The 24,602-nt window shown below is 69.6% G+C and carries 20 protein-coding genes and 1 tRNA gene; 14 read left to right on the forward strand and 7 right to left on the reverse strand.

Translation table 11 applies throughout. The features are described from left to right. The first annotated feature begins 1 nt into the window (after window position 1). From DDE10_RS09220 to DDE10_RS23775, 10 genes are all read left to right on the forward strand, one after another. Window positions 2-3,112 (forward strand): efflux RND transporter permease subunit, encoded by a 3,111-nt coding sequence (locus DDE10_RS09220; protein ID WP_114952471.1) that lies wholly within the window; start codon window positions 2-4, stop codon window positions 3,110-3,112. Between the two features lie 13 nt (window positions 3,113-3,125). Continuing rightward, a complete protein-coding gene (locus tag DDE10_RS09225; RefSeq protein ID WP_114952472.1) occupies window positions 3,126-3,680 on the forward strand; it encodes a TspO/MBR family protein in 555 nt (184 codons plus the stop codon). Between the two features lie 23 nt (window positions 3,681-3,703). Further along, complete coding sequence (locus tag DDE10_RS09230; protein ID WP_114952473.1) at window positions 3,704-4,027, forward strand: accessory factor UbiK family protein; 324 nt, start codon at window positions 3,704-3,706, stop codon at window positions 4,025-4,027. Window positions 4,028-4,138: 111 nt separating this feature from the next. Next, window positions 4,139-4,648: a type III secretion system chaperone family protein gene (locus tag DDE10_RS09235; RefSeq protein ID WP_114952677.1), complete on the forward strand. Its 510-nt coding sequence runs from the start codon at window positions 4,139-4,141 to the stop codon at window positions 4,646-4,648. Window positions 4,649-4,820: 172 nt separating this feature from the next. Then, the gene (proC, locus tag DDE10_RS09240; RefSeq protein WP_114952474.1) at window positions 4,821-5,642 is read left to right on the forward strand and encodes a pyrroline-5-carboxylate reductase; all 822 of its coding nucleotides are present in this window, start codon (window positions 4,821-4,823) and stop codon (window positions 5,640-5,642) included. Between the two features lie 326 nt (window positions 5,643-5,968). Further along, entirely contained in the window at window positions 5,969-6,859 is an 891-nt protein-coding gene (locus DDE10_RS09245) for a branched-chain amino acid aminotransferase (protein WP_114952475.1), read from the forward strand. A 124-nt stretch (window positions 6,860-6,983) separates the two neighbouring features. After that, a tRNA-Gln gene (locus DDE10_RS09250) sits at window positions 6,984-7,058 on the forward strand. 401 nt (window positions 7,059-7,459) lie between these two features. Further along, on the forward strand, window positions 7,460-9,523 hold the full coding sequence (locus DDE10_RS09255) for an ATP-binding protein (RefSeq protein ID WP_114952476.1): 2,064 nt from the start codon (window positions 7,460-7,462) through the stop codon (window positions 9,521-9,523). Between the two features lie 311 nt (window positions 9,524-9,834). Continuing rightward, on the forward strand, window positions 9,835-10,653 hold the full coding sequence (locus tag DDE10_RS09260; protein WP_114952477.1) for a universal stress protein: 819 nt from the start codon (window positions 9,835-9,837) through the stop codon (window positions 10,651-10,653). Window positions 10,654-10,737: 84 nt separating this feature from the next. Further along, on the forward strand, window positions 10,738-11,721 hold the full coding sequence (locus tag DDE10_RS23775) for a hypothetical protein (RefSeq protein WP_284734549.1): 984 nt from the start codon (window positions 10,738-10,740) through the stop codon (window positions 11,719-11,721). Here the strand turns inward: DDE10_RS23775 and yczE are convergent. Then, on the reverse strand, window positions 11,699-12,355 hold the full coding sequence (yczE, locus tag DDE10_RS09270; protein ID WP_284734550.1) for a membrane protein YczE: 657 nt from the start codon (window positions 12,353-12,355) through the stop codon (window positions 11,699-11,701). The two genes, DDE10_RS23775 and yczE, sit on opposite strands and share 23 nt — an antisense overlap. A gap of 60 nt (window positions 12,356-12,415) precedes the next feature. Here yczE and yczR point away from each other — a divergent pair, with 60 nt between their 5' ends. Next, entirely contained in the window at window positions 12,416-13,876 is a 1,461-nt protein-coding gene (yczR, locus tag DDE10_RS09275; RefSeq protein WP_114952478.1) for a MocR-like transcription factor YczR, read from the forward strand. A gap of 148 nt (window positions 13,877-14,024) precedes the next feature. Here the strand turns inward: yczR and DDE10_RS09280 are convergent, their stop codons facing one another. Beyond that, window positions 14,025-14,330, reverse strand: coding sequence for an NIPSNAP family protein (locus tag DDE10_RS09280; RefSeq protein WP_114952479.1), 306 nt, complete (start codon window positions 14,328-14,330; stop codon window positions 14,025-14,027). A gap of 221 nt (window positions 14,331-14,551) precedes the next feature. Here DDE10_RS09280 and DDE10_RS09285 point away from each other — a divergent pair, with 221 nt between their 5' ends. After that, window positions 14,552-15,148, forward strand: coding sequence for an alpha/beta fold hydrolase (locus tag DDE10_RS09285; RefSeq protein ID WP_114952480.1), 597 nt, complete (start codon window positions 14,552-14,554; stop codon window positions 15,146-15,148). 154 nt (window positions 15,149-15,302) lie between these two features. On the opposite strand, the gene DDE10_RS09290 is transcribed toward DDE10_RS09285, so the two are convergent. Further along, on the reverse strand, window positions 15,303-15,998 hold the full coding sequence (locus DDE10_RS09290) for an FMN-dependent NADH-azoreductase (protein ID WP_114952481.1): 696 nt from the start codon (window positions 15,996-15,998) through the stop codon (window positions 15,303-15,305). Between the two features lie 120 nt (window positions 15,999-16,118). On the opposite strand from DDE10_RS09290, the gene DDE10_RS09295 reads away from it, so the two are divergent. Continuing rightward, window positions 16,119-17,033 (forward strand): LysR substrate-binding domain-containing protein, encoded by a 915-nt coding sequence (locus DDE10_RS09295; RefSeq protein WP_114952482.1) that lies wholly within the window; start codon window positions 16,119-16,121, stop codon window positions 17,031-17,033. Between the two features lie 21 nt (window positions 17,034-17,054). Here DDE10_RS09295 and DDE10_RS09300 read toward each other — a convergent pair whose 3' ends face one another. The 3 genes from DDE10_RS09300 to DDE10_RS09310 are packed head-to-tail and all read right to left on the reverse strand — an operon-like array spanning window position 17,055 to window position 22,800. Continuing rightward, window positions 17,055-20,147 (reverse strand): efflux RND transporter permease subunit, encoded by a 3,093-nt coding sequence (locus DDE10_RS09300; protein ID WP_114952483.1) that lies wholly within the window; start codon window positions 20,145-20,147, stop codon window positions 17,055-17,057. Beyond that, window positions 20,144-21,271: an efflux RND transporter periplasmic adaptor subunit gene (locus tag DDE10_RS09305; RefSeq protein WP_114952484.1), complete on the reverse strand. Its 1,128-nt coding sequence runs from the start codon at window positions 21,269-21,271 to the stop codon at window positions 20,144-20,146. Before DDE10_RS09305 ends, DDE10_RS09300 begins: the two co-directional genes overlap by 4 nt. Next, complete coding sequence (locus DDE10_RS09310; protein ID WP_114952485.1) at window positions 21,268-22,800, reverse strand: efflux transporter outer membrane subunit; 1,533 nt, start codon at window positions 22,798-22,800, stop codon at window positions 21,268-21,270. Before DDE10_RS09310 ends, DDE10_RS09305 begins: the two co-directional genes overlap by 4 nt. Before the next feature lie 77 nt (window positions 22,801-22,877). Between DDE10_RS09310 and DDE10_RS09315 the strand changes: the two genes are divergently transcribed. Next, entirely contained in the window at window positions 22,878-23,420 is a 543-nt protein-coding gene (locus DDE10_RS09315) for a TetR/AcrR family transcriptional regulator (RefSeq protein WP_114952486.1), read from the forward strand. Window positions 23,421-23,462: 42 nt separating this feature from the next. Here the strand turns inward: DDE10_RS09315 and DDE10_RS09320 are convergent, their stop codons facing one another. Next, window positions 23,463-24,497 (reverse strand): DUF481 domain-containing protein, encoded by a 1,035-nt coding sequence (locus tag DDE10_RS09320; RefSeq protein WP_114952487.1) that lies wholly within the window; start codon window positions 24,495-24,497, stop codon window positions 23,463-23,465. Window positions 24,498-24,602: the final 105 nt, after the last annotated feature.

Below are 24,602 nucleotides of genomic sequence, written 5' to 3' on the forward strand. Positions count from 1 at the left end.
GATGCAGCTTTCCGATCTTTCCGTCCGCCGTCCCGTATTCGCGGCGGTCGTCGCCATGCTCGTGGCGGTGGTCGGGATCGTCGGCTTCTTCAGTCTTTCGGTACGCGAATATCCCGACGTCGATCCGCCGATCGTGTCGGTCGAGACCCGCTATATCGGCGCCGCGGCGAGCGTGATCGAGACCCGGGTCACCCAGGTCATCGAGGAGCAGCTCGCCGGGATCGAGGGCCTGCAGACGATCACCTCGCGCTCGCAGGACGGCGAGTCCGACATCACGCTGGAATTCGAGGCCGGGCGCGACGTCGATGCCGCCGCCAACGACGTGCGCGACCGGGTCGGCAGCGTCGCCGACGACCTTCCCGACGAGGCGCTGGCGCCGGAAGTGCGCAAGGTCGATGCGGACGCTTCGCCGATCATGTTCCTGGTCATCTCCAAACCGGGCTGGTCGCAGCTCCAGCTCAGCGACTATGTCGAGCGCAACCTCGTCGACCGTTTCTCCTCGCTCGACGGCGTCGCCCGCGTCTTCGTCGGCGGCGATGCGCGGCCGGCGATGCGGATCTGGATGAAGCCCGAGCGCCTCGCCGCCTTCGGCCTCACCCCCGCCGACATCGAGGCCGCGCTGCGCCGCCAAAATGTCGAGCTTCCCGCCGGGCGGCTGGAATCGGCCCAGCAGAACGTCACCCTGCGCGTCGATCGCCCCTTCACGACCGTCGACGAATTTTCGGGGCTCATCGTCGGCCGCGGCCAGGACGGCTATCTCGTCCGGCTCGCCGACGTCGCCCGGGTCGAGCAGGGACCGGAGAATCCCTATTCGCGGTTCCGGCTGAACGGCGATTCGGCGGTCGGGCTCGGCATCGTCCGCCAGTCCGGCGCCAACACCCTCGCCGTCGCCCAATCCGCGAAGGACGTCGCGGAACAGCTGCGCGGCTCCTTGCCGGAAGGGATGGAGATCGTCGTCGGATCGGACGATTCCCAGTTCATCGACCGCGCGATCGACAAGGTCGGGGTGACGCTCATCGAGGCGGCGGTGCTGGTGGTGCTGGTCATCTACCTGTTCCTGGGCAGCTGGCGGGCGACCCTGATCCCTGCGGTCACCGTGCCCCTGTGCCTGCTCGCGAGCTTCGGGGTGCTTTGGCTGTTCGGCTTCTCGATCAACCTGCTCACCCTGCTCGCGCTCGTGCTGTCGATCGGCATCGTCGTCGACGACGCCATCGTCGTCCTCGAGAATGTCTATCACCGGATCGAGGAAGGCGATCCGCCGCTCAAGGCGGCGTTCGAAGGAACCCGCCAGGTCGGCTTCGCCATCATCTCGACCACCCTCGTCGTCTGCGCGGTCTTCGTCCCGGTCATGTTCATCGCCGGCCAGACCGGCCTCCTGTTCCGCGAGCTCGCGGCGGCGATGATCGGCGCGGTCGCCTTTTCCGGCTTCTTCGCGCTCAGCCTGGCGCCGATGCTCTGCTCCAAGCTGCTCCGTCACGAGGAAAGGCGCGGCTTCTCCGCCTGGATCGACGATCGCTTCCGCGGCCTCGAGGCGCGCTATGCACGCCTGCTCGACACCGTGCTTCGCCGGCCGCTCGTCCCGTCGATCCTCGTGGTCACCTTCCTGGCCGGGGCGGGGATCCTGTTCGCCGGCCTGCGCTCCGAGCTCGCCCCGGCGGAGGATGTCGGCATCCTCAGCGCCAACGTCTCCGCCCCCGAAGGCACCGGCTTCGACGAGATGGATCGCTACATGGTCGACGTGCAGGGGCGGATCCTTCCCCTGCTCGAGCAGGGCACGGTCCGGTCGGTCATCACCCGCACGCCCGGCGGCTTCGGCACCAGCGACGATTTCAACAGCGGCACGATGGTGGTGTTCCTCCGGCCCTGGGAGGAGCGCGACCAGTCCACCCAGGACGTGGTCGGCCAGATCAACCGCATCCTCACCGAGGTGCCGGCGGTGCGCGGCAACGCCCAGGTCCGCTCCTCGCTGGGCCGCGGCCGCGGCCAGCCGGTCAATTTCGTCATCGCCGGCGCAACCTACGAATCGCTGGCGCGGGCGCGCGACCGCATCCTCGCCGCCGCGGCAGCCAATCCCGGCATCGTCAATCTCGACAGCGACTATAAGGAGACGAAGCCGCAGCTGCGGATCGACGTCAACACCGCCCGCGCCGGCGATCTCGGGGTCTCGGTCGAGGAGGTGAGCCAGGCGCTGCAGAGCCTGCTCGGCTCGCGCCGCGTCTCCACCTATATCGACCGCGGCGAGGAATATCGGGTGATCGTCCAGGCCGAGGCCAATGCCCGCGCCACCGAATCCAACCTCGCCTCCATCTACGTGCGCAGCCGGACCGGCGCGCTGGTGCCGCTGTCGAACCTCGTCACCGTCCGCGAGACGGCCGGCGCCCGCGATCTCGGCCGCTACAACAAGCTGCGGGCGATCACCCTGTCGGGCGGGCTGGCACCCGGATATGCGCTCGGCGACGCGCTCGACTTCCTCGAAGCGCAGGCCGCCGTGTCGCCCGAGGTGCTCGCCGTCGGCTATCGCGGCGAGAGCCAGGCGTTCCGCGAGACCGGCGGATCGATCTATTTCGTCTTCGCCCTGACCATCCTCGTCGTCTACCTGCTGCTCGCCGCGCAATTCGAGAGCTTCGTCCATCCGGCGGTGATCATCACCACCGTCCCGCTCGCCGTGGCCGGCGGGGGGATCGGCCTTGCGGTGATGGGCCACACGCTCAATCTCTACAGCCAGGTCGGGCTGGTCATGCTGGTCGGCCTTGCCGCCAAGAACGGGATCCTCATCGTCGAGTTCGCCAACCAGCTGCGCGACACCGGCCGGGACATCGGCGAATCGATCCGCGAGGCGTCGCGCCGGCGGCTGAGGCCGATCCTGATGACCTCGATCGCGACGGCGGCCGGCGCGGTGCCTCTGATGATCGCCAGCGGCGCAGGCGCGGCCGCGCGGGCGACGATCGGCACGGTCATCGTCTGGGGCGTGTCGATCGCCACCCTCATCACGCTCTTCCTGATCCCCTTGCTCTATTCGCGCCTCGCCCGCTTCACCGGATCGCCGCTGGCGGTTACGCGCAGGCTCGAGGAGCAGCTCGAATCCCCCGCCCAGCCGGCTCCGGCCGAGTGAGAAGGAACCCGGCATGATGGAAATCGCCTCCCGGTCGCAGCTTCGGATGAGCTTCCTGCGCTGGGCGCTGGTGACCGTGCCGCTGGTGCTGCTGCTCGGCACCCTCTCCGGCCGCGCGGCCAATTCCGGCTACGGCAATCCCTGGTTCGACGCGCTCGACAAGCCGTCCTTCATGCCGCCGGGCTGGACGTTCGGCGCCGCCTGGACCCTGCTCTACATCTTTCTCGGCCTCGCGCTGGCCATGCTGCTTCATGCCCGCGGCGCCCGCGGCCGCGGCCTCGTCGTCACTCTTTTCCTGGTCCAGCTGGCGATGAACTATGCCTGGTCGCCGCTTTTCTTCGCCGCGCACGAGATCGGCGCCGCGCTCGCTTTGATCCTGGCGATGATCGCGCTGACGATCGTCCTGGTCGGGCTCGCCTGGCGGATCCGCCGCGGGGCGGCGCTGCTGATGCTGCCTTATCTCGGCTGGCTCTGCTTCGCCGCGGCCCTCACCTTCGCCATCGACCGGGCGAACCCCGGGGCGTCCGAACTTGCGCCGGGGCGGGCGAGCACCGATATCCGCCTCTGACGAGAGAGAATGGAGATTCCCCGATGCAGTCGCAGAACCGCCTGTTCGACGATTTCGTGAAGGTCATGAACGGCGCCGCCGGGACCCTCGCCGGCATGACCCGCGAGGCGCAGACGGCGATGCAGGAGCGGGCGCGTGACTGGATCGGCGGGCTCGACATGGTCAGCCGGGAGGAGTTCGAGGCGGCCAAGTCGATCGCCGTCGCCGCCCGCGAGGAGAGCCAGGCGCTGCGCGCGCGGGTGGAGGCGCTGGAGGCGGCCATTGCCTGTCTCGCCGCGGCGCCGGCGCCGGGGCGCGGCCGTCGCAAGGCGGGCGAAGAGGGCGCCAGCGAGGGCGCCGTCCCCTGAGCCGATCGGCGAATATCCACAGATAATTTGGGGCGGAACCGCGCCTTTTCTTGCGCTTTGCGGCGGAGAAAGGCAGATTTGCTGGAACAGAAGAGGACCGGGGACCGCTTCATGAACATGGATGAGTACGAGCTGGAGCGCGAGGCGAGCGCGCCGATCGACATGCTCGAGCAATATTTCGGCGCCCTCGGCTGGGCCTATGAGCGCAATGGCGACGACGAGATCGTCTCCAGCTTCCAGGGCAGCTGGACCCAATATGAGCTGCGCGCGATCTGGCGCGAGGAGGACCAGGTCCTCCAGTTCCTCGCCCTTCCCGACGTTCGCGTCGCCGCCGACAAGCGCGAGGCGACCTACGAGACGATCGGCCTGATCAACGAGCAACTCTGGCTCGGCCATTTCGAATTGTGGTCCGCATCGGGGCTGGTCCTGTTCCGGCACGCCGCCTTGCTCGAGGGCGACGAAGGCGGCACGCTCAGCCTCCAGCAGGCCGAGACGCTGGTCGAAGCCGCGATCGAGGAATGCGAACGCTTCTATCCGGTCTTCCAGTTCGTCCTGTGGGCCGACAAGACTCCCCAGGAAGCCATCGCGGCCGCCCTCATCGAGACCCAGGGCGAGGCCTGACGGGCGGGACATGGGCCCTTCGTGCCCCCCTCGTCATCCCCGCGCAGGCGGGGATCCAGCTTCTCTCCTCGCCTCGCTTTCTCCGACTTCGCTCGTCCGTTCCCGGCTCCGTGAGGACAGCTGGATCCCCGCTTCCGCGGGGATGACGGAAACGTTCTAGCGGCGGCGCTCCATGGCCAGCGATCCCCTCCTTCCCGGTCCGCTCTGGTTCGTCGGCTGCGGCCATATGGGCTCGGCCATGCTGCAGGGCTGGCTTGCCTCGGGGGTGGAGCCGCGCCACGTCACCATCATCCGTCCGAGCGGGCGCCCGGTCGCCGACGGGGTGCGGGTCCTCACCGATTATCCTGAGGACGAGGTGCCGGCGATCGTGCTGCTGGCGATGAAGCCCCACCAGCTCGACCTCGTCGCCGCGCCGCTCGCCTCGGCGCTCGATGCCGCCACCATGCTCGTCTCGATCCTCGCCGGGGTCGAGCTCGCCTCGCTCAGGCGTCGCTTCACGGCGCCGCGCACCCTGGTGCGGGCGATGCCCAACCTGCCGGTCAGCCTCGGCCGGGGCGTCGTCGGCCTGTTCGGCGAGACCGCCGATCTCACCGCCCGCGCCGAACTGATGGGCCTGATGGCGGCGCTCGGCCACGCCGAATGGTTCGAGGACGAGCAGGCCTTCGACCTCGTCACCGCTTTGGCCGGCAGCGGCCCCGCCTTCGTCTACCGATTCATCGAGGCGCTCGCCGAGGGCGCCGCGTCGCTCGGCATGCCGGCGGAGCAAGCCCATCGCCTCGCCATCGCCACTGCCGGCGGCGCCGCCGCGCTCGCCGCCCACGAAGGCGTCGGCCTCGCCGAGCTCGCCGCCCGGGTCACCAGCCCCGGCGGCACCACCCAGGCCGGCCTCGAGGTGCTCGACGCCGACGACGCCCTCGCGGCCCTCGTCGCCGACACCCTGCGGGCCGCCCGCCGCCGCGGCCAGGAGCTCGCCGCCGCGGCGCGTCGGAGCTGACGGGGCCTCTGCTCGAACGCTATGCGGCGGGGGCGTTCGATGGGCCCACGCGAAGCCGCGAAAGCATGTCTCCCTCTTCGTCATCCTGGCGAAGGGCAGGATCTCTTTCTCCTGAAAGAAGGCGAGGTTGCCGTCCCGGGATCGTCGAGCTCCCTTCGCGTCTTCGCGTCTTCGCGAGAGTCCATCAGGCTGACCCGCCGGTCACCGGCGTCTGAAAATCGGCCCTTCACGCCGCTCAGAATGGCGGCAATCCCGCCGCCGCGCATCGTGACGGGCATGGACCGACCCAAGTTGACCCCTCGCCGCCCGCGCCTTATCCGCTCCTCATGACCGACTACCCGAACTTCCACGATCGCGACGGCATGATCTGGTTCGACGGCGCCCTGGTGCCGTGGCGCGAGGCGAACGTGCACGTGCTCACCCATGCCCTCCATTACGCCTCTTCGGTGTTCGAGGGGCAGCGCGCCTATGCGGGCGAGGTGTTCCGCCTGTCCGATCACAGCGCGCGGCTGCGGCGCAGCGCCGAATTGCTCGGCTTCGAGATTCCGTGGAGCGTCGCCGAGATCGACGAGGGCTGCCGCGACGTGCTCCGCGCCAACGGCCTCACCGACGCCTATATGCGGCCGATCGCCTGGCGCGGCTCCGAGCAGATGGGCGTGTCGGCGCAGAAGACGAAGATCCACCTCGCTATCGCCGCCTGGGAATGGGGTGCCTATTTCGGCGAGGAGGCGATCCGCAAGGGCGTCCGGCTCGACATCTCCAAGTGGCGCCGCCCGGCGCCCTATACCGCGCCGACCGAGTCCAAGGCGGCCGGGCTCTACATGATCTGCACGCTCGCCCGGCACGAGGCGCAGGCCAAGGGCTTCGACGATGCGATGATGTTCGACTGGCGCGGCCAAGTCGCCGAAGGGACGGGGGCCAACGCCTTCTTCATCCGCGACGGCCGGATCCACACGCCGACTCCCGACTGCTTCCTCAACGGCATCACCCGCCAGACCGTCATCGATCTCGCCCGCCGCCGCGGCATCGAGGTGGTCGAGCGGGCGATCTGGCCGGAGGAGCTGGAGAGCTTCGAGCAGTTCTTCCTCACCGGCAGCGCCGCCGAGGTCACCCCGGTCGCCTCCGCCGGCCCGTGGAACTTCGAGGTGGGCGATCTCACCCTGCAGCTGCGCAAGGACTATATCGACCTTGCCAACCGGCGCCTGTCGAACGCCTGAGCGCTCGACCCGCGCCGCCGCGGCGGGGTCCGGAACGCGGCGGGCGATGGCGCTGGGGCAACAGCCTGATCGCGAAGGGGCTTTCGCAATTCCGCCGGCGGCGATAAGGCCCGTCCGCGCCTGCTGGGGCGTAGCCAAGTGGTAAGGCACCGGTTTTTGGTACCGGCATTCGCAGGTTCGAACCCTGCCGCCCCAGCCAAGCTCCTGGGGATCGCTCGCCAGGCGGGGATGGCAGAGGCGCTGGGAGTGCCCGCGGACGAGATCCAGCCTGCACCAAGGTCCGTCGAGCGGCCGCAATGGCTCATCGACGCGTGTTCCCGCGGCTTCCGAGGTGTGGCGAGGACTGTTTGAAAGAACCGGCGCCTGCAGAGGCCAGGCTGCACGGCTGTGCCGGATAGAGACGGCCGGCTCGCGGTCCGTGCGCTCTGGCTTCTGATCGTAGGCCAGGAGTAGCGGCCAGTAACGCCAACCAAGAGCCGGCGGTCTTTGCGCAACATATCTCGCCGCCGCAACGAGTCGCTTTTCTACGCGTATTGTTGATTGCGGTCGCCTATTTGCTGCCGCCCGTCTACTTCTCCCGACCAGCATGGGGGCGAAGCCTTGAGCCGACGGCAGCCGACCTTCACACGATGGGCCAACGTCCTGATCGTGACGGCTGCGCTGGGTATTTCGATGCTGGTCTGGACGACGGCGGCCAGGCAGATCGCCTTCGAGCGCGAGCAGGCGGTGCGATTGGCGATCGCGCACAATGACGATCGCGCGCTCATGCTCCAGCAATATGTCTCGCGAACACTGGACACGGCGAACATGGCCGCGCTTCACGTCGCTGCGCTGACCGCCTCGGGATCGCTGCGCCTGGGACGGGCCGACCGGCCGCAGCGGATCGAAGATCGTATCGCGCTCAATCCCGCCTTTCTCGGGTTGAGCGTCGTTGACTCATCCGGCGATGTGGTCGCGACCACGCTGGCGGGGCGGGAGCTGTCCTCCAACGTCCGCGCGCATCCTGCTTTCGCGAGCCACGTGGCGAGGGACACGGACGGGCTGTTCGTCAGCAGGCCGGCTTATTCGCGGCTGCTGGGCGATTGGACGATCTGGCTCTCGCGGCGCCTGAACCATGCCGATGGCAGCTTCGCCGGCGTGATCGCGATCAACATGTCGCCGGCACAGCTGACGGCAATCTTCGGCGAGACGGCGGTGAAGCCGTCCGAGGTCGCCTGGGTGGTCGGGCTGGACGGGATCATGAGGTCCCGGCGGACCGGAGATCGGGTCAGTGCCGGGGAAGACGTCAGTCGAGGAACGATCTTCCGTCTCCAAAGGTCGGAGCAGCAGGGTCGCCATATCGGCCCCGGGACGCTCGATGGGCAGAACAGGCTCATCAGCCACCGGCGGGTGCCCGGCTATCCGCTGTTCGTCAGCCACAGCATCCTCGAGGACGAGGTGCTCCGCGACGCGCGGCAACGGGCGCGCTACTTCATCGCCGGAGCATTGCTCGTGACCTTGGCGGCGATCGTCGTCGCCCTCCTGATGCGCCATGCCCTCAAGATGCGGGAGCGGCGCGCCATGGCCCTTGCCGTCGCGAAGGCTCGGCTGGAGGAGGCGCAGCGCGTCGGCGGGATGGGAGACTGGTCCTATACATTCGAGGACAGGAAGGTGATCTGGTCGCCGCAATTGTACGAGATGTACGAGCGGGACCCGGCGCTCGGCCCGCTGACGGAGGGGTTCGCGGACCTGCTGGCGGACGAAGGCGCCGAGGCCATGGATGCCTCGGTCCGCCTCGTCGGAGCGGGCGACCCGACGGCCTGGGAGATGGAGGTCCGGCTCCCCAGCGGGCGCACCGTCTGGCATCTGGTCTCGGCGGTCCCGACCCGCGACGCGGGCGGAGCGGTGGTCGGCTTCCACGGCACGACCCAGGACGTCACCGCGCGCAGGAAGCTCGAGGCCCTGCAGGATCAGGTCGCCCATCTCGCCCGGATCGGCGAGATGAACGCGTTGACCGCGACGCTCGCGCACGAGCTGAACCAGCCGCTGGCCGCCGCGCGCAATTATCTCAGCGGGGCGCAGCGGACGGCGGCCAAGCTGGGTCCGGACGCGCAGGCCATCGTTGAGGCGATGCAGGAGGCGCGGCGGCAGGTCGCGCGCGTCGGCGAAATCATCCAGAGGATGCGCAACCTCGTGACCAAGAACAACAGCAGCCGGACCGTGGTCAGCATCGACGCGATCCTGGACGAGGCGCTGGCGATCGTCTCGCTCACGAGGACGTGCACTTCCCCGATCGAGGTGGTGAAGGCCGACCAGGAACTGCTGGTCGAGGCCGACGCCGTTCAGCTGCAGCAGGTAATCCTGAACCTGGTCCGCAATGCCTGCGAGGCGCAGAAAGGCCGCGACGCGCCGCCCCCGCGGATCGAGGTCTCCGTCGAAGGGGACCGGATGGTGGTGTGCGTTGTCGACCATGGCCCAGGCTTTCCCGACAGCCTTCGCGGCAGGCTCTTCCAGCCTCTGACGAGCTCCAAGGAGACCGGGCTCGGCCTCGGTCTCTCCATCTCGCGCACGATCATCGAAGCCCATCGGGGCACCCTTGCGGCCGAGAACCGGCCCACGGGAGGCGCCGTCGTGTCCTTCGCGCTGCCTCTGCACGACAGCCGCCCGCGTTCCCAGGCCGCCTGATCGGTGCAGGTATCCGTTCCGCCGAGATGGCACATGCGGGCGTCGCCGAGGTTCGGCGCGCGACTGATGCGCGCCCCTCGGCTGCCGGCGCAATCCGCGGCTCCACTGGCGCGCTGGCTTTGCTGAGGCCGCGCGGCTCCATCGGCTCCCGGTGACGCTGAAAGCCTGCCGGAAAGTCGCCCCCGCATCAGGGAGAACCCTGATGGCGGTCGTCGTCATCGGGACTAGGACGATCCCATCTCCTCGAAGGGTGGACGCTCGCCCGGCGTGAAAGAGCCGGCGAACGCCGCCCCGATCCGTCCGGAGCAGCCATGGCCGAAGCACCCCTTGTCCTCGTCGCCTCGGATCTCGGTGCGCGTTCCGATCGGGTGGTGGAGCGCGGGCTCGCCATGGCCGGGGCGACGGGTTGCGGCGTCCTGCTCGTTCATGTGCTCGACGGCGCGGCTGCGGCCGATCCCGCCAGGCTCGAACGCCTGCAGGCGATGGCGCGCCGCGATCTCGGCGAGCGCGCCGACAAGGTAGAGATCCGCCTCGAGCAAGGCTCGGTCCCGGCGACGCTGGCGCGGGTCGCGCTCGACGTGGATGCGCCGGTGATCGTCATCGGGACGGCCCGGTTCAACTCGCCCGTCGATTTCGTGCTCGGCACCGCCGTCGACTATCTGGTGCGGCGCTCGCCGGTCCCGGTTCTGGTCGTGCGCCGCCGCTCGAGCCGCCCTTACGAGCGGCTGCTGGTCCTGACCGACTTCTCGAACACCGCTCATTCGGCGCTCGAGGCGGCGGGCGATTTCTTCGCCGGCGCCGAGATCGAGCTCCTCCATGTCTACGGCGCCGCCCACCCCCACCGGCTCGATGCGGAAGCGAGCGCGGCGCAGGTGCGGGCGGAGGCGGAGGACGAGATGGAGCTTCTGCTCGCCGAGGTGGAAGCTTCGCTCCGCGGCCGCATCACCGCTCGAGTCGAAGAAGGGGATCTCGAGCAGGCCGTGGAGGAACGGTTCCTGCGCGGCGCCTTCGACCTGCTGGTCCTGGGGACTCACGGCCGCGGGCGGGTCGCCCATGCGACGATCGGCAGCCGTGCCTCGGCGCTGCTTTCGGCTTCCCTTTCCGACGTGATGATGGTCAGGAACCACTAGGGGACAGCGGCGGCCGCGCTGGGCCGAGCCATCGCCCGTTCAGCTCCATCCTCCGAAAATGGCGGCCGGCGGGGAGGGGGCTCGATGCGGTTGTGGAAGTGGCTGTCGGCATCCGGCGCCGGGCTGGCGCTCCTCGCGGGCTCAGTGCCGTGCTCGGCACAGGATTTCGATGCCTCGCCCAATTACGGCACCGTCACCCTGCGCGGCGGCTCCGCGCCGGATCCGCACCGCGTCGCGCTTCAGGCGGGTGGCGACATCGACGCCGCCGCGCGCATCGATCAGCGCTGCGTCGGCTTCATCTCCAATGCGCCGGACCTGCGCGTCCATTATGTCGCGGGCGGGGCGCCGCTCGTCCTGTCCGTCACCTCTCCCGCGGACACGACGCTCGTCGTCAACGCCCCCGACGGACGCTGGCACTGCAACGATGACGGGGCCGGGGCGGGGCTGAACCCGGTGCTGCGCATCGAACGGCCGGCGAGCGGGCGCTACGAGATATGGGTCGGCCGCTACGGAACGCGCGCGCTCCATGAGGCGCAGCTCGAGATCGGCTCCGGCCGCATCGATGGCGGCGGCTGGATCCTCTCGGAACATCGCTGGCAGAACGCGACCGACGCGCCTTCGCGCCACTTCCTGCGCAACGGGACGGCGCCGGGAAGTCTCCATTATCTGCTGAACGGCACCGCCGCCGGATCCTTCCATTTCTTCTTCAACGGCGGGGATCCGGGCTCGCATCTCTATTTCCGCAACGGCACCGGCATAGGCTCCTTGCATTATTGGCGGCACGGCACCGGGCCTGGCAGCCAATATTACTGGACGCATGGCACCGGCTGCCTGTCCGAATATCTCTGGCGATACGGCACGTCGGGAAACGCTGCCAACGGCTGCAGCGCCGGATCCCCCGTGATCGAGACCCTGCTCGTCCTCTGCCTGACCGGACGCCTCGACATCGCGCCGTGCGGCGAGATCGACGCCGTCCTCCAGGAAGAGGAGCTTCGTCATACGCCGCCCTCGCCCGACCGCGACTACTGGCGGCGTCTCCAGGAAATCAGGCGTTCGGCCGCGGGCTGAGCGTCGACGAAGGCGCATCGGGTCGATTGCCGCCGCGGCCGGTCCACCCGCCATCACCGCCGCGGATCGTGAACAACGGCAGCATGACGTGGACGATCGGCCCGATCGTCACGGCGTAGAGGATGGTGCCGACGCCGACGGTACCGCCGAGACCCCAGCCGACGGCGAGGGCGGTGAGCTCGATCGCCGTGCGGACCCGCCGGATCGACCAGCCGGTGCGGGCGACGATGCCGGTCATCAGCCCGTCGCGAGGGCCTGGCCCGAGCCCGGCTCCGATATAGGCGCCGCCGGCGATGCCGTTGAGGAAGATTCCGGCGGCGAGCATCGCCGCCCGGACCGGCATGGTGTGCAAATCGGGGATCAGCCACAGGCCGAGATCGGCGGCGAGCCCGATGACGACGATGTTGCTGATCGTCCCGATCCCCGGCTTCTGCCGGAGCGGTATCCACAGCAAGAGCACGACCGCACCGGTGACGATGACGACGGTACCGAAACTCAGCGGCGTCCGGTCGCCCACGCCCTGATGGAACACGTCCCAGGGATCGAGGCCGAGGCCGGCGCGGATCATCATGGCCATCGAGAGGCCGTAGAGGAGGAGGCCGACGAAGAGCTGGGCGAGGCGGCGTGTCATCATGCCGGCCTGCTAGGCAGAAGTGGACTTGCTCAAAAGGGCCACTTGAGGAATAGTGGACTGATGACCGGGAGGCGGATCGGTGCCGCGTCGCTCGCGCGGCTGCTCGGCGAGTGGCGACTGGCCGGCAGCGGCGGCGCCGCCTACCGGCAGTTGGCCGAGGCGCTCCGGCTCCTGATCCTCGACGGGCGGCTGGGCCTCGGCATCAGGATTCCCGGCGAAAGGCAACTCGCCGCCGAACTTTCCCTCAGCCGCACCACCGTCGGCGCGGCTTATGATTCGCTTCGCGAGCATGGATTCCTCCAGAGCCGTCACGGCTCAGGCAGCAGCGCCACCCTTCCACGCGGGCCGGCGGCGCGGGCCGAGCTTTCGACCGGCGGCGAGCCGGGCGACGGCGTGCTGGACTTCTCGATCGGGGCTGTTCCCGCCGGCGACGCCGTGCAGCATGCCTTTGCCGAGGCGGTCCTGGCCTTGCCCGCCTACCTGCCGGGGACCGGATACGAGCCCATCGGCCTTCCAGTCCTGCGCTCGGCCGTCGCCAATCTCTACGCCTCTCGCGGCCTGCCGACCGATCCGGACCAGATCCTGGTCACCCACGGCGCCCACAATGCCTTCGCCTTGCTGCTGCGCCATCTCGCGGGTCCCGGCGATCGGGTGGCCATCGATCATCCCACCTACGCGCTCGCCATCGATGCCATTCGTCAGGCCTCGTGCCGTCCGGTGCCGGTGGCGCTGCCGGGGGAGGGCTGGGACGTGGAGGCGCTGCGCACGACCCTGCGCCAGACGGCGCCGCGCCTCGCTTATATCCAGCCCGACTTCCACAACCCGACCGGCCGCTGCATGGACATAGCGACGCGGCGGGCGGTCGCCGAAGCCGCCGCCCTCACACGCACCTACCTTGTCTCCGACGAGACGATGGCGGAGCTGTGGCTGGACGCGCCGCCGCCGCCGCCGCTGGCGGCGTTCGACGAAGCGGCCCAGGTGATCAGCCTGGGTTCCACCGGCAAGACCTTCTGGGGCGGCCTGAGGGTCGGCTGGATCAGGGCCGACGCTCCGCTCGTCGCCGCGCTCGCCCGGACGCGCGCGTCGCTCGATCTCGGCACGCCGGTGCTGGAGCAGCTGGCGGTCACCGCCCTGCTGGCCGGATCGGAAAAGCCGCTGGAGCGGCGGCGCGCGCAGCTTCGCGCGCAGCGGGATCTCGTCCTCGACCTCGCCGCGCGGTGGATGCCGGAATGGCGGTTGACCCGGCCCGCGGGCGGCCTCTCCGTCTGGGCCGAGCTGCCCTTTCCCTGCGCGACCGTCCTGGCCGCGGCGGCGGAGGCGCAGGGCGTGCGCATCGGCGCCGGCCCGCGCTTCGGCGTCGACGGCGCCTACGAGCGTTTCGTGCGGCTGCCCTTCAGCCTCGAGCCCGAGCGGCTGGAGACGGCGATGGAGCGGCTCGGAGCCGCCTGGGCCAGGATCGCAACGTCGGTCGCCAGGCGGGCCTCAGCGGCTCCGGCGGAGCGTGCGGAACCGATGATCTAGAGGCTGTCCCGGCCCGGGTGGAGGCGCCGTGACAGAGCCGATTTCATTCAGGTCCTGGAATGAGGAGGGAGCGTTGCTGACGCATCATGTCGTGCGTGCCCTGCGGGCGGCCGGGGGAGATCGCTGACGTCCCTGGCTCGCCCGGAATCTAAGGCAGGAGTGGGCGCATGAACGTGCGGTCGTATCGAAGGACGCAACGGCTCTCGTCCCGGATGCGATCGGCCTCGATGAAGGCGGCGTCCACGCCGAACTTGCTCCTATATTCCTCATACGCGGCGAGCGAGGGGAAACTGAACAGGGCCAGCGCCCGGTCGCTCGATCCCTCCGAGGGGAGGAAGTAGCCGTGATGGACCCCTCCTTCTTGCTGAACCAGTTCCATCCAGCGTTTCGCGAACCGCTCGAAAGCCTTTATCTCGAGGGGGTCGATCTCGTAATCGACGACGCAGGTAATCATGCAATCATCTCCTTTCGCCAGGGGTGTCCCTGGTGCGAAGCGCGTGCGCGAGCTCGTTCAGGCTGTCGCGGATCGCCGTTTCGTCATGCGCGATCGGCATAAGATACTTCCTCCAGTCTGTGCGGGATGGACTCTGACGAGAAGCGCAACGTTCCGAACGCGAAGCCGCCCCTTCGTCGAACCTGCTTTACGCGAAAGCCCGGTGCAACTAGCCGGGCAGGATGACGAAGAAGCTCTTCCTACCCGGGGCGAGCGGGAGCGCGCGGTTCTGGAAGCCCGTTGCCGAGCGCCTGCCGACCGATTGGGATTGTCATTGCTTCTCCTGGCCGGGTCTTGGCGTGGAGCCGCATCGCGCGGATGTCACGGGAATCGACGATCTCGTCGACCTTGTGCTTGCACGCATCGAATCTCCGGTCGACCTCGTCGCGCAGTCGATGGGCGGCCTGGTGGCGCTCAAGGTCGCCATCGAAGCGCCGGGCAGCGTCCGGCGTCTCGTGCTGGCCGGCACGTCTGGCGGAATTGCTGTCGACTCCCTCGGCGGCCTCGACTGGCGAGCCGAGTATCGCGAGGAATATCCCGGAGCCATGTCGTGGATCACGCAGGTCCGGGAGGACCTCTCGTTGCAATTGTCGACCATTACCGCTCCCACCTTGCTGCTCTGGGGAGACAGGGATTCCATCAGTCCCCCACGCGTCGGCGAAAGGCTGGCCGAATCGCTTCCGAATGCCGTCTTGCGGATCATCCGCGGCGGCCGGCATGATTTCCCTATGACGCATCCGGACGAGGTTGCTCGACGGATCCATGAACATCTGAGCTAGACCCGGCTTCGACCGCGCTGTCGGGTGGTTTCGTTGCCGACACCGGCCAGGCCGGGGCCCCAACTGCTCGTCCTCGCCGGGCAGAGCCGACGCAGGCCACCTGGGATCCCACTCGCTCCTCGGATCCCGGCAGCTCGTTTGACCAGGCAAGGCTCTAGGCACAGGCGCGCAACATGGCCGGAGCCCCAGGCTCTGCGTCTTGCGCGCCGGTGAGGCTGTCGACGAGCGCGTCGATGCGCCGTTCCGCGTCGGCCAGCGACCGGGCGAGCCGCGCATCGCGATATTCGTCATATTCGGCGGCGATGCTGTGGACGTCGGTGATCCCGATATAGCCGAAGGCCGTCCGGATGCTCGGCTCGACGTGGTTCATGTGGGCGATCCGCTCCGGCCGGTCATAGCCATGGTCGCCCCGCGACGAGAGGATCACCAGCGTCTTCTCCATGTCGGCGAGAAGCGGCCAATAGGGTTCGCCGGCGCGGGAGCGGTCGAAGCCGAAGGTGCGGCCGACCCGTACGACATTGTCGATATAGGCCTTGAACGGCGCCGGCACGCCGAAATTGTACATCGGCACGCCGGCGACGATGAGATCGGCGGCGATCAGCTCGTCGACGAGGCGGTCGCTTTCGCCGAGCACCGCCTCCATGGCGGGCGTGCGCTGCTCCGGCCGCGTGAAAGCCGCCTCGATCCAAGCCGCCGTGACCGGAGCGGGCGGTTGCCGGCCGACGTCGCGATAGACGACAGGGTCCTCCGGCCTCGCTTCATGCCATCGCCGAACGAAGCGCGCGCTCAGGCGCCGGCTGTGCGAGCCGGTCTGCCGGGCGCTCGCATCGAGGTGCAATATCGTCGTCATGGCTGAAATCTCCTCATCATCGGTGAGGCGGCGGCCTCAGGATCGGGCCGCATTGACAGAATTGCGGGGCGGCGTACAAACGCCGATTTGGCACCTGATGCATGAACAGGATTCATCCGTATGTCGCGCCGCCTGCCGCCGCTCTCCAGCCTTCGCGCGTTCGAGGCGGCGGCACGTCATGGGAGCTTCAAGCGTGCCGCCGAGGAGCTCGGTGTGACCCCGACCGCGATCAGCCATCAGGTCCGGCTTCTCGAGGACAGCCTCGGCCAGCGCCTGTTCGATCGGCGCACGCGTCAGGTGATCGTCACGCCGGTCGGGGATCAGCTCTTCCCGGCCTTGAGGGACGGGTTCGACCGGATGAGCGAGGCGGTCGGCCGGGTGAGGTCATTGGGGGATCGCGCGGAGGTGGTGATCACGGCCACGACGGCCTTTGCCGCGCATTGGCTCGTGCCTCGCCTCGGCGACCTTCGCGAGCGCCATCCCGACCTGATGCTGTCGGTCTTGGCCACGGACGAGCTGGTCAACCTCGAGGCCGGCAAGGCCGATCTCGCCATCCGCCTGTCGCGATCGCCCCCGCCCGGCGGCGAGGCGGCGCCGCTTTTCCCCGAACTCTTCGCTCCGGTCGCGAGTCCCCGTCTCGGCATAAGCGGAGCGGCGGACCTCGCCCGGGCTGTGCTGATCCATTTCGACCGGCATCGCCCGGATCCGGAGGCGCCCGGCTGGCCGAAATGGCTCGCTCTTGCCGGCATGGATGGCCCGGCGGCCGCGCCGCCGCTGCGCTTCAACGAGGAAAGCCATGCCTTGCAGGCCGCGATCGCAGGGCAGGGCGTGGCGCTGATGAGCCTGGCGATCGCCGACGAGGCGCTGCGGTGCGGACTGTTGGTCCCTCCCTTCGCGCCGACCCTGAAGGGCGAGGTCTATTATCTGGTTCGCGGACCGGCCCGCAGGCGCGCGCCTCAGATCGATGCAGTCTGCGAATGGCTCGTCGAACAGGCGGCGTCGACGCGGAGCGATATCGGCGAGCCGGCGGGTTGAGAGCCTGGCTGACTGCCTGCTTTAGCCCGGGCTCTCGCGCAGGTCCTTTTCCGCCGGCACCGTGATCAGTCGCCGGAGTTTCGGTGCGAGCCTCTGCTCGATCCGGTCGACCACCTCGTAGACCACCGGCACCAGCACCAGCGACAGCGCCGTCGAGCTGATCAGGCCGCCGATCACCGCCACCGCCATCGGCTGGCGGAAGGCGGCGCCTTCGCCGATCCCGAGAGCTGTGGGGAGCATGCCGGCCGCCATCGCGAAGGTGGTCATCACGATCGGCCGGGCGCGTTCCCGGCAGGCGTGGAGCACGGCTTCGCGGCGGTCCGCGCCTTCGCGCTCGCGCTCGATCGCGAACTCGACGAGCAGGATCGAATTCTTGGCGGCAAGCCCCATCAGCATGAGCAGCCCGATCAGCACCGGCAAGGTGAGGTCGAGCCCGACGAGGAGGAGGCCGAGGAAGGCGCCGCCGATAGACAGCGGCAGCGCCGACAGGATGATGATCGGCTTGAGGAAGCTGCGGAACAGCAGCACCATCACCGCCAGGATCATGAACACGCCGGCGGCCATTGCCGCGCCGAAGCCCAGGAACAGCTCCTGCATCTGCTCGACGTCGCCGGTGGGCGTGAGGGTGACGCCCTCCGGCAGGTCCTGGAGAACCGGCAGGGCCTCGATCTCCGCGGTGGCCTGGCCGAGCGTCACCCCGGGGGGGAGGTCGGCCGCGACGGCGGCCCGGCGCTGGCGGTTGAAGCGTTCGATCCGCCCCAACCCGGGCTCGAAACTGATATCGGCGACGGCGCCGAGCGTGGTCGTTCCGCCGGAGGCGGTCGGCAGCTGCAGCGATTCGATGATCTCGAGCTGCTGGCGCGCCTCGACCGGCAGCCGCACGCGGATCGGCAGGCGCCGTTCGCCTTCGGTGAAGAAGGCGACATTGGCATCGATGTCGCCGATCGTCGCCACCCGAGCGGCGGCGGCGATCGTCTGGGCACTGACGCCGAGTCGCGCCGCCTCTGCGAGCCGGGGACGGATGACGAGCTCCGGCCCTGGGGGCGGCATGGACGGGCGCGGATCGGCGACCGTGGCGAGGCCGCGCATCTCCCGCTCCAGCCGCTCGGCGGTGCGCTGGAGCAGCGGGCCGTTGTCGCCGGAAAGGACGATCTCGAGCTGCGGCGCACCCCATTCGCCCTGGGTGGACACCCGGGCGTCGGCGATCTCGCGGAGCAGCGGCCTCATCTCGCCCTTGAACTGCTCGGTGGTGACGTCCTGCTCGCGATCGAGCAAGACGGTGATGGTGGCGCGGCGCAGGTCCGACGTTCCGCCGAAGGCGACGCTGTTGCCGCCGGTCTGGGCGAACACATGCTCGACCGCGGGATGGCGGTGGAGCAAGACGGTGGTGCGCTGGACGATCCGGTCCATGTCGTCCTGGGTGGCGCCCGGCGCCGCCTGCGCCTCCAGATAGATGAATCCCGGATTGGTCGCCGGCATGAACCCGGCCGGCAGCAGTCCCGCGAGCATCAGCGAGCCGACGAAGAACAGGCCGCCGGCCAGGACCGCCAGTTTGTGGTGGTTGAGCGCCCAGTCGAGGCTCTTGCGATAGTAACCGGGCAGGTCGCGATGTTCGACCGGCTTGCGGCGCGGCTTGAGGAAATAGGCGGCGAGCAGGGGTGTCAGCAATCGCGCCACCAGCAGCGAGCACAGCACCGCCGCCGCCACCGTGAGGCCGAATTCCTCGAAGAACTGGCCGACCGTGCCGCTGAGGAAGGAAACGGGCGTGAACACCACGACGATCGCCATCGTCGTGGCGATGACGGCGAGGCCGATCGCGTCCGCGCCTTCCAGGGCGGCGCGATAGGGCGTCTGGCCGCGTTCGATCCTCTTCTCGATATTCTCGATCTCGACGATGGCGTCGTCGACCAGGATGCCGATCACCAGGGTGAGCGAGAGCAAGGTGATGACGTTCAGCGAGAAGCCGAGCAGGATCATGACGACGAAGGTCGGCAGCAGCGAGAGCGGCATCGCCAGCGCCGCGATCAGGGTCGGCCGCCATTCCCGCAGGAACAGGAAGACGACCAAGGCGGCCAGCAGCATGCCCTCGATCAGGACATGGACCGTCGCCGAGAAGCTCTCCCGGGTCTCGCGCACCGTCGAGACGATGAGCTGGACGTCGAGGCCGGGATGCGCGGCACGGATCCCGTCGAGCGAGGCCATCACCTCCTCCTCGACGGCGACGTCGCTCGCCGCGGGGGTCTTCATCACCTGGAAGGCGACGACCGGCCGGCCGTCCAGCCGGGCGAAGCCCTGCTCCTCGCCGGCGCCGGCGCCGATCGAGGCGACGTCGCCGAGCAGCACCAGCCTTCCGCCGGCGGGAATCTGGACGGCCCGGATCTGCTCGATCGACTCGGCCGCGCCGAGGACCCTGATATTCTGTTCCTGGCCGGCAACGCGGGCCTGGCCGCCGCCGGTGTCGACCAGGAAGGCGCGGAGCGCGTCGTTGATCTGGGGCGCGGTGACGCCGTAGGCGGCGAGCCGGTCGGGGTCGAGGACGACGTTGACCTCGCGATCGACGCCGCCGACGCGCGAGACGCGGGCGACGCCCGAAAGCGCCATCAGCTCGCGCGCGATCGTGTCCTCCACGAACCAGGACAATTCGGTCTCGCTCGTGTCGGCCGCGGCGACGGCGAAGGTCAGGATCGGCGCCTGGTCGATCTCGAGGCGCTGGACGATCGGCTCCTCGATCTCCCGGGGAAGGTCGCTCCTGATCTCGTCGATCGCGCGCTGGACGTCGTCGGTCGCCCGCTGGGCGTCGTCGCCCACTTCGAACTCGATCATCGTCATCGAGCTGCCTTGGGTGACGGTCGAGATGACGTTGTCGACGCCTGAGACGCTGGTCACAGCGTCCTCGATGAGCCGGGTCACCTGGGTCTCCAGCTCCTGCGGCGCCGCGCCTTCCTGGACGACCGCGACCTGGACGACCGGGAACGAGACGTCGGGGAATTGCTTGACCGGCAGGAACAGATAGGCGGCGATGCCGGCGATGCTCAGCCCGATGAACAGGACCGAGACCGGAATCGGATTGCGGATCGCCCAGGAGGAGATGCCGCGCGGTTGCCGCTCGCTCACCGGGCCGCCTCCGCGGGCGGCGTCGCCGGCGTCGCGGCGGGCGCGGTCCGCGCGGTCGCCCGCGCCGGGACCGGGCGCACCGTCTCGCCTTCGAGGACGAAGGCGCCGCCGCCGAGCAGCACCGGCGTTCCCACCGGCGGTCCGGTGACGAGCTGCACCCAGCCGCCCGCGCGCCGGCCGGTGCTGACCGCCACCCGCCGCGCCCGATTTCCCTGGGCCAGGGTCATCACCGAGACGCCGTCGGCGTCGAAGCGCAGCGCATCCTCCGGCACCGCCGGCGTCGCCGCCATCGCGCCGGTGAAGCGGGCGCGGCCGAATCCGCCGGGACGCAGGTCCGCATCCGGCGGCAGGCTGATCCGGACCCGGCCGAGCCGGGTCTCCTCGCCGACCTCGGCGGAGAGAAGCCGCACGGCCCCGGTGACCGTTCGTCCGCCCGGCAGCTCGACCTCGGCCGGCTGGCCTGGCCGGATCGCCGCCAGCTCGGCTTCGGGCACGTCCGCCGCGAGCTCGACGAGGCCGCCGCGCGCGATCCGGAACATCGGCTCGCCGCCCACCGTGCCGATATCGCCGGGCCGCACGTTGCGGGAGAGGATCCGTCCCGACACGGGCGCGGTGATGGTCAGGCGGGCGACGCGGGTGCGCAGCTCGCGCAGCTGCGCCTCCGCCCCCCGTACCGCGGCGCGCGCATTGGCGGCCTGGGTGCGGCGTTGCTCGATCTGCTCGGTGGCGACGATTCCTTCGCCGTCCAGGCCGGCGACCCGCGCCGCCTCCCGCTCCGCCTGCGTCGCCTGGATGCGCTGCTGGGCGAGATTGGCCTCGAGCTGGGCGATCTGCGCCTGCAGGAGCGTCGGGTCCATCCGCACCAGCGGCTGTCCCGCGCGGACGAAATCGCCCTCCTCGGCGAGCACGGCGGCAATTCGGTAGCCGCCGACCTCCGCGCCGACCGCCGCTTCCTCGCGCGGGATGAAGATGCCGGAAGCGGCAAGGCCGCCGGCGAGCGGGCGCAGCTCGACCCGGGCGACGCTGACCGTGCGCAACGCGGCCTGCTTTTCCTGGGCTTCCTCGCTTGCGCCGGCGCAGCCGGCGAGAGCGAGGCAAGCCGCCAAGAACCATCCCCGCTTCATCCTTCGATCCCTTCTTGTGCCGCCGTCGCCCGCGCCGGCGGCGTCCAGCCGCCGCCGAAGGCCCGGAAGGTCTGCACGCTGCGCCGCAGAGCCTGGGCATGCGCGGCTGCGGCTGCCGAGCGGGTCGCGCGCCAGGCCCGCTCCGCGTCGAGGACGGCGGTGAGGTCCTCGAGTCCGAGCGCGTAGCGGCGCTGCGCCGCATCGAAGGCGACACGGGCACGCTGCGCGCCGGCCTCGAGCACGGCGAGCCGGTTGCGATCCGCCTCCAGCAGGGTGAGCGCCTGGTCCGCCTCCGCATAAGCGGTCTGTACCGCCTGCTCGTAGCCGAGCACCGCCTGCTCCGCTCGCGCGCCCGAGGCGCGCAGCTCCGCGAGCAGGCGTGCGCGATCGAGCACCGGCAGGGTGAGTCCGACACCGAACGCCCAGAAGGCGGTGGTGCTTTCGAACGTGCCGCGCTGGAGGCCGAGCCCGAGGCCCGGTCGAAGCGTGATCCGTGGGAAGAGCTCGAGCTCGGCGAGCGTGAGGTTGCCGGCGGCCGCCTCGATGCGCGCCTCGGCCTGACGCACGTCCGGCCGGCGCACGAGCAATTCCCCCGGGATGAGCGCCGGCGGCGCCGGAACCGGACCGAGATCGGGGGTGATCTGGAAGCTGTCGAGCTCGGCGGTGGCGTTGCCGATCAGCAGCAGGAGGGAACGCCGCAGGGTACGCAGCTGCGCCTCCAATTCGCGCAGCTGGGCCGTCGCCTGGGCGACGTCGGCCTCGATCCTGGCGGTGTCGGAGGTCGGCGCCAAGCCGCGTTCGCCGCGGATCCGGGCGACCCGGGCAAGCTCTTCCTGGATTCGAAGGGTGGCGCGAGCGTCCTCTACTTGGACGGCGACGGCGCGCGCTTCGAACAGGCTGTCGGCAATCTCGGCCGCGGTTGCGGCGCGGGCGGCTTCCGCCTCGAAACGCGCGGCGGCGAACTCCCCTTCCGCGGCGCGACGCGTCGCCGCATTGCGGCCGAACAGGTCCAGCTCCCAGCTGACGTTGAAGCCGAGATTGGCCTGGGCGCTGGTGCCGCTCGGGGTCAGCGAGAAGCCCGGCGGGACGCCGGGGATGTCGACGCTCTGCTCGCCGCCTATGTTCTCGGTCTGGCGTACCTCGCCCGATCCCTCGATCCCGCCTTGCGGGCCGATCTGCGCGAGCCGGCTTGAGCGCAAAGCGCGCGCTTCCTCGAGCCGCGCCAGCGCCAGCCGGGCGTCGAAGTTGCGGGCGAGCGCCTGATCGACCAGCCCCTCGAGCTGCGGGTCGCCATAGACCGTCCACCAGCGGTCGAGCGGCTGGGCAACGGCTGCACCCGGAGCCTCGAACCGGCCGGGCAGGGCCGCCTCCGGCGGACGTGGCGCCCGTCCAGTCGTGCAGGCGCCGACCAGGATGCAGGCAAGGAGGAAAGCGGCCGCACGGGGCGCGCGCGAACGTCTCGCGCCGCATGCTGCAACCTTCGCCGCCGGCCGGGTGTTGACACATCCGATCGGGAGGGGCTTCGACATAAGCGGCCTTTGACTTATGATCCAGCGTGGATCATAAGTCGCCCCTGCCGGGTGCTGCCGTCCCGGTCAAGAGGAATATGGATCCCAGGATCGAGAGGACTCGGTCGGCGCTGGCCGCCGCCGTGCTGGAGCTGGTCGAGACCCGCGACTTCGATTCGGTGACCATCGCCGACATCGTCAAGCGCGCCGGCATCGGCTATGCCACCTTCTTCCGTCATTATCGTGACAAGGACGAGCTCCTTCTCGACGTCGCCGAGAGCCTTAACCGCGAGCTGCTGGCGACGATGATCCCGGCGCTGCGCGACGACGATACGCGCGCAGCGGCGCTGACCTTGTGCCATTTCGTCGACGAGCATCGCGGCATCTGCCGGGCGCTGCTCGGCGGCGGCGCGGAGCGTCAGATTCGCCGGCTGCTGATCGAGCGCTCGCTGCGCTGGGCGGATTCAGCCGGGCTTCCCGACCCGCCCGGGCTGCCGCCCCGACTCGCCATCGACCACAGCGTCCGATCGATGATCGGCCTGCTGTCCTGGTGGCTGGAGCAGGAGCCCGAGCTGGATTGCGTCGAGATGGCGGTGATCATCGACCGTCTCGTCCTGACGCCGGTTCGAAAGGTGGGTTAGGCGTGGCGGTCGGACGGCCAGGTGACGAGGCGGTCCTTCGCTCTACAGGCCCACGACCAGCGTCGTCCGTCCGCTCGTCCCGAACGAGTCCGTCCCCAGCACCGAATTCCGCTCGTAGAGCAGCTCGTAGGACAGGCGCGCGCGCACGGTACCGAACAGGCGGGTCTCGATGGCCGTGATGGCGCGGCCGCTTTCGTTGCCGCCGTCCATGATGAACGACCCGTCCTGCTTGAGCTCGAGCGTCGGCAAGATCTTCCAGGCGAAGTCGAACGCGGCGCGGCCGCCGACGGCGGTGTCGACGTTGCCGCCGGTGCTCTGCGTCCGGCGCAGCGCCGGCCCACCGTCGAAGCGAAGCGTCATCTCCGGCTCGCCGATGATCGTGTAGCTGATGCCGGTGCCGGCCGTGTAGCGATGGTCGAGACCGATGATCGGGTCGTGCTCATATTGGGCGAGGCCGTAAATCTGGAGATCGTCGCCCAGGCGGTAGCGGGGCCGCCACGAGGCGTTGATCCGCTCGACCGAACGGACGCCGTTGGTCTCCTGAAGCTCGGCGCGCGCGTTGACGCTATTGTCCCAGCGCAGGCCCCGGCGCTCGGCCTGGATCGCGCCGTAGAAGCCGAAGCTGCTCGAATTGCCGGTGGTGCGGGATGCGCCGAGCTCGATACTGCCGTCCCAATTGTCGGTGATCCGGGCGGCGGCGAGCCGCCTGATCCTCTCCGCCTCCGCCGCCTCGCGCCGTTGAGCCATGGCTCGGTCGTAACCCGCCCGCATCACCTGGACGTCCTGCGCGGCGTTCGGGAAAGCCTGGAGCGCGAAGCGCGTCATCGTCGCCACCGCCGCTTCGTCTCCGGAATTCATCGCGGTGCGGATGAGCCGGGCGACGTCGGGCGGAAGGACCTGGAGCAGCTCCACCGGCGCCGGCGGCGCGTCGAGGTCGATCGGCTCGGGCGGCGGCGGCAGCTCGATCGGCGGCGCCGGCACGATGATATCGATCGGCGGCAGCGGTGCCTGGGCCGCGATGGGTGCGGCCGGGAGCAGGCAAGACAATGCGAGCATCAGTCGCGCGATCGGCTTCATGGCTTCCTCGTCGGTGACGTCGCTCCGCCGATGCCAGCGAAACCGGGCGAAGGAAAGGCAGCCGCCTGGGCGCGTCGGGTTTCCGGAACGTGTTCGGCGGCTTCA

Origin of the sequence: Sphingosinicella terrae, assembly GCF_003347635.1 — a bacterium.
GTDB lineage: Bacteria > Pseudomonadota > Alphaproteobacteria > Sphingomonadales > Sphingomonadaceae > Allosphingosinicella > Allosphingosinicella terrae.